Source organism: Thalassospira sp. UBA1131 (assembly GCF_002311515.1).
GTDB lineage: Bacteria > Pseudomonadota > Alphaproteobacteria > Rhodospirillales > Thalassospiraceae > Thalassospira.
Map to the genome: position 1 here is coordinate 23,325 of NZ_DCAO01000081.1, position 3,197 is coordinate 26,521.

General features: G+C 55.8%; 3 protein-coding genes and 1 pseudogene. 2 read left to right on the forward strand and 2 right to left on the reverse strand.

Translation table 11 applies throughout. The features are described from left to right. Nucleotides 1–145 precede the first annotated feature (145 nt). Nucleotides 146–871, reverse strand: a complete 726-nt coding sequence (locus tag B3Z49_RS12410) for a response regulator (RefSeq protein WP_063088408.1) — start codon at nucleotides 869–871, stop codon at nucleotides 146–148. A gap of 210 nt (nucleotides 872–1,081) precedes the next feature. On the opposite strand from B3Z49_RS12410, the gene B3Z49_RS12415 reads away from it, so the two are divergent. Continuing rightward, nucleotides 1,082–1,732 carry a hypothetical protein gene (locus B3Z49_RS12415; protein ID WP_296991261.1) on the forward strand — a complete coding sequence of 217 codons (651 nt, stop codon included), beginning with the start codon at nucleotides 1,082–1,084 and terminating at the stop codon, nucleotides 1,730–1,732. A 211-nt stretch (nucleotides 1,733–1,943) separates the two neighbouring features. Then, a complete protein-coding gene (locus B3Z49_RS12420; RefSeq protein ID WP_296991263.1) occupies nucleotides 1,944–2,396 on the forward strand; it encodes a GNAT family acetyltransferase in 453 nt (150 codons plus the stop codon). A gap of 12 nt (nucleotides 2,397–2,408) precedes the next feature. Here the strand turns inward: B3Z49_RS12420 and B3Z49_RS12425 are convergent. Beyond that, nucleotides 2,409–3,197, reverse strand: a pseudogene (locus B3Z49_RS12425) (Na/Pi cotransporter family protein); the annotation flags it as partial.

The following is a 3,197-nucleotide window of genomic DNA, read 5'->3' on the forward strand; positions in this document are numbered from 1 at the left end:
CGCTCAGACGCCACCGCATCCCGGCGTTCCTCGGCCAGCATGACACCAAGAACGATGTGGGTCAGGATGATCGCGCCCAACAGCAAACAGACAAGCTGCGCGGTCAGACTTTGCGGCCAAAGGCGTTTGATCAGGCGGCGCTTGGTCATTTTTCGGTCACCTCGCAGGTGAACATGTATCCCCCGCCCCAGACGGTCTTGATCAGGGTCGGGTTCTTGGCATCATGCTCGATCTTTTTGCGCAGGCGGCTGACCTGATTATCGATGCTGCGATCAAACGGCACGGCTTCGCGCCCACGGGTCAGATCAAGCAACTGATCACGGTTAAGCACCATGTTTGGATGTTCGACAAAGGCACAAAGCAGGCCATATTCCCCGGCACTGAGTGGCACGACCACATCATTGGCATCGCGCAATTCATGGCGGGTGCGATCCAGCACCCAGCGATCAAAATGCACCTGCCCGCCCGGAAGCGGTCCCTTGCGCCCGACCGGAAGACTTTGTGCACGCCGCATCACGGCCTTGATCCGGGCCAGCAATTCTCGCGGATTGAACGGTTTGGCCAAATAATCATCCGCGCCCATTTCAAGACCGATGATGCGATCAGTTTCCTCGCCAAGGGCGGTCAGCATCACAACCGGCACATCATAGTTTTCGCGCAGCCAGCGACACAAACTCAGCCCGTCCTCGCCTGGCATCATCAGATCCAGCACAATCAGGTCGGGTGCGATGTTATCCGCCATCAGTTTGCGCAACTCGCGCCCGTCAGATGCCAGTGTCACGCGATATTCATGCTGACGCAGATATCGCCCCAGAAGGTCACGGATATCACGATGGTCATCGACAACAAGAATGTGGGGCTGGTCGCTCATATGCGGTCCTGAAATCAAAATTCTGTTCCAAGGCTAACCTAACGCGTCGGCAGTGCCGGCAGAAACGGCAATTTGTATCAGATTGTCGCAAAACGGCCTTTTGGCAAAGCTTGCGACCATTTTGCCCGTTCGCCGGGATCATTTCGCGACATTCATAGGCGATAACGGGCTTCAACACATTGATCCCCCACAAACCTGATGAGGTCCCCAATGAAACGCAAAACCACCCTTAAACTTGCCGCGGCCCTGATTGCCACCACCATGATCGCAACCCCGTTTGCATCGGCTTATGCATCGCCCGGCGAACGCGACCATAAAGGCGAATATATGCGCGGTGAACACGGTGAATACGGCGAACATGGCAAACACGGCAAAGGCGGCATGTTCCATGGCGAAGGCCGCGCACGCGCCGTACCCTTGACCATTGATGAAGCCCGCACACTGGTTGATGCGATGCTTTTGAAAATGGGTGAATCCAACCTCAAGACCGGTGATGCCAAGGCCTCCGAACAGGCCGGCAAGATTGATGTTGTCTTGCTTAATGCCAGTGGTGACGTGGTCGAGGTTTTGAAATTTGATGAAAAAACCGGCCGCATGGATCGCGGCACCCGTCATGACCTGCGCAAACTGATCGGCAAACCGAACAAAGACAAGGCTGCACGTTTTGATCGCAAATTCACCGCTGATCAGATGACGCTTCTGGCCAATGCGATGGTGATCCGGTTTGGCAATGGTGAACTCAAACTGGGTGACATCACCGAAACCCCACGCGGTACCTATACCGCCACTGTTACCAATCAGGCCGGTGACATCGTCCGCGAAATGGAACTGAGCAGCGTGACCGGACGCCCGATCAGCTGATCGGTCCATCAAAACCTGACCTTCCCCGGTCCGGGGACTTCCCCCCATCCCAACCGATACCCCGGACCCGCCAGCGCCCCCAAGGCTCCTCTTGGGGGCGTTTTGCGTTTTGGCGTTTAACTTCATCGGCTTGTCACGCAATTGGGTTTGACGGCTTTGCGTAATCCAAGCATTGTTACGCGCTTCTGTAACGCCCCATGAAAGAAGCACCATGACGACCAACGCCCCAAAGTCCCAGCCCAGAACAGCCACCCTTGATGATATCCCCGCATTAACAGCCCTTTGGCAGGAAACCGGGCTTTATCGCCCGTACAATCCGCCAGAATGGGATGTGCGTTTCGCGCTTGAAAGCAGGGATGCCACCCTTTTTGTTTGGGAAGATAACAGCGATAACATTATCGGCTCCATCATGGCGGGTCATGACGGGCATCGTGGCTGGGTCTATTATATGGCCGTAACACCAACCTTGCAGAAATCAGGACTGGGTCGCCGCCTGATGGAAGTCGGGGAAAACTGGCTGCGCGATCAGGGTGTCTGGCGAATGCAATTGATGGTGCGCGCGGATAACCATGCGACACAGGATTTCTATCGCCATCTTGGCTATCGCGCCTGCGACGTCACAGTCATGCAAAAAGACATCAATACTCCGCCTGCCGACCGCTAGGGCGCCAGAACATTACATAGCATCGGCGATGGTCGATGCCGCGTTTTGTTCCGTCGGCGCTGGTTCTTGCTGATTTTTAATCGCGATTGTCGCATGGGCAATCCGGCGCGCGCGCTCATACAGGCGGTTGATGCGTTCGACCATCGCGACCTCAATCCGGTAACGGCGAATATCAAGATCGCGCGGGCCGATTTCATCACTAACTTTGCGCAATGTCGTATCAAGCTTGGTGGTGAACTCCGCTTTGCGATTAAGCACACGATTGGCAGCTTCCAGATCCTCGGCGGAAAAGGCAGTCATCGCCTGTTTCAGGCAATCTTCGGCAATCTCGTAAAGCTCTGCCATTTTCTGGCGGTTTTCGTCTGATGGCATGTGGCGAATATCAAGCCATTCGCCGACCAGCTTGACCATTTCCTCGCTGATCAGATCGCCGATGGCTTCAAGGTGGTTGCTTACGGCCAGTTCGTTCTGCATGCGGTTAACGTCCCCGGGCAGCAGTTCCGCACGCGGCAGTTTTGCCGCAAACAGCGCAATCGCGTCTTGCAGGCTATCGACCCCGTCATCCAGTTCGCCAAGCTTTTTAAGCTTCGGGCGTGTCGGGTTGCGCAGGTTTTCACGCCCGCGCCGCACGACATCAATCACCACGTCGCCCATATGCATGACTTCATTACGCAACAAACTAAGCGCTGCTGCCGGGGCTATGGTCAGTTCGTGGATGACGTATTTCGGCTCCGGGCTGAGGCGCGGTTCGGTATCGATTTCGGCCGGGACCAGCTTTTCAATCAGGCGTGCGATCAAGGG

Coding starts and splice junctions, on each gene's coding strand:
- B3Z49_RS12410 (WP_063088408.1), bottom strand. CDS start 871: ATGAGCGACCAGCCCCACATTCTTGTTGTCGATGACCATCGTGATATC.
- B3Z49_RS12415 (WP_296991261.1), top strand. CDS start 1,082: ATGAAACGCAAAACCACCCTTAAACTTGCCGCGGCCCTGATTGCCACC.
- B3Z49_RS12420 (WP_296991263.1), top strand. CDS start 1,944: ATGACGACCAACGCCCCAAAGTCCCAGCCCAGAACAGCCACCCTTGAT.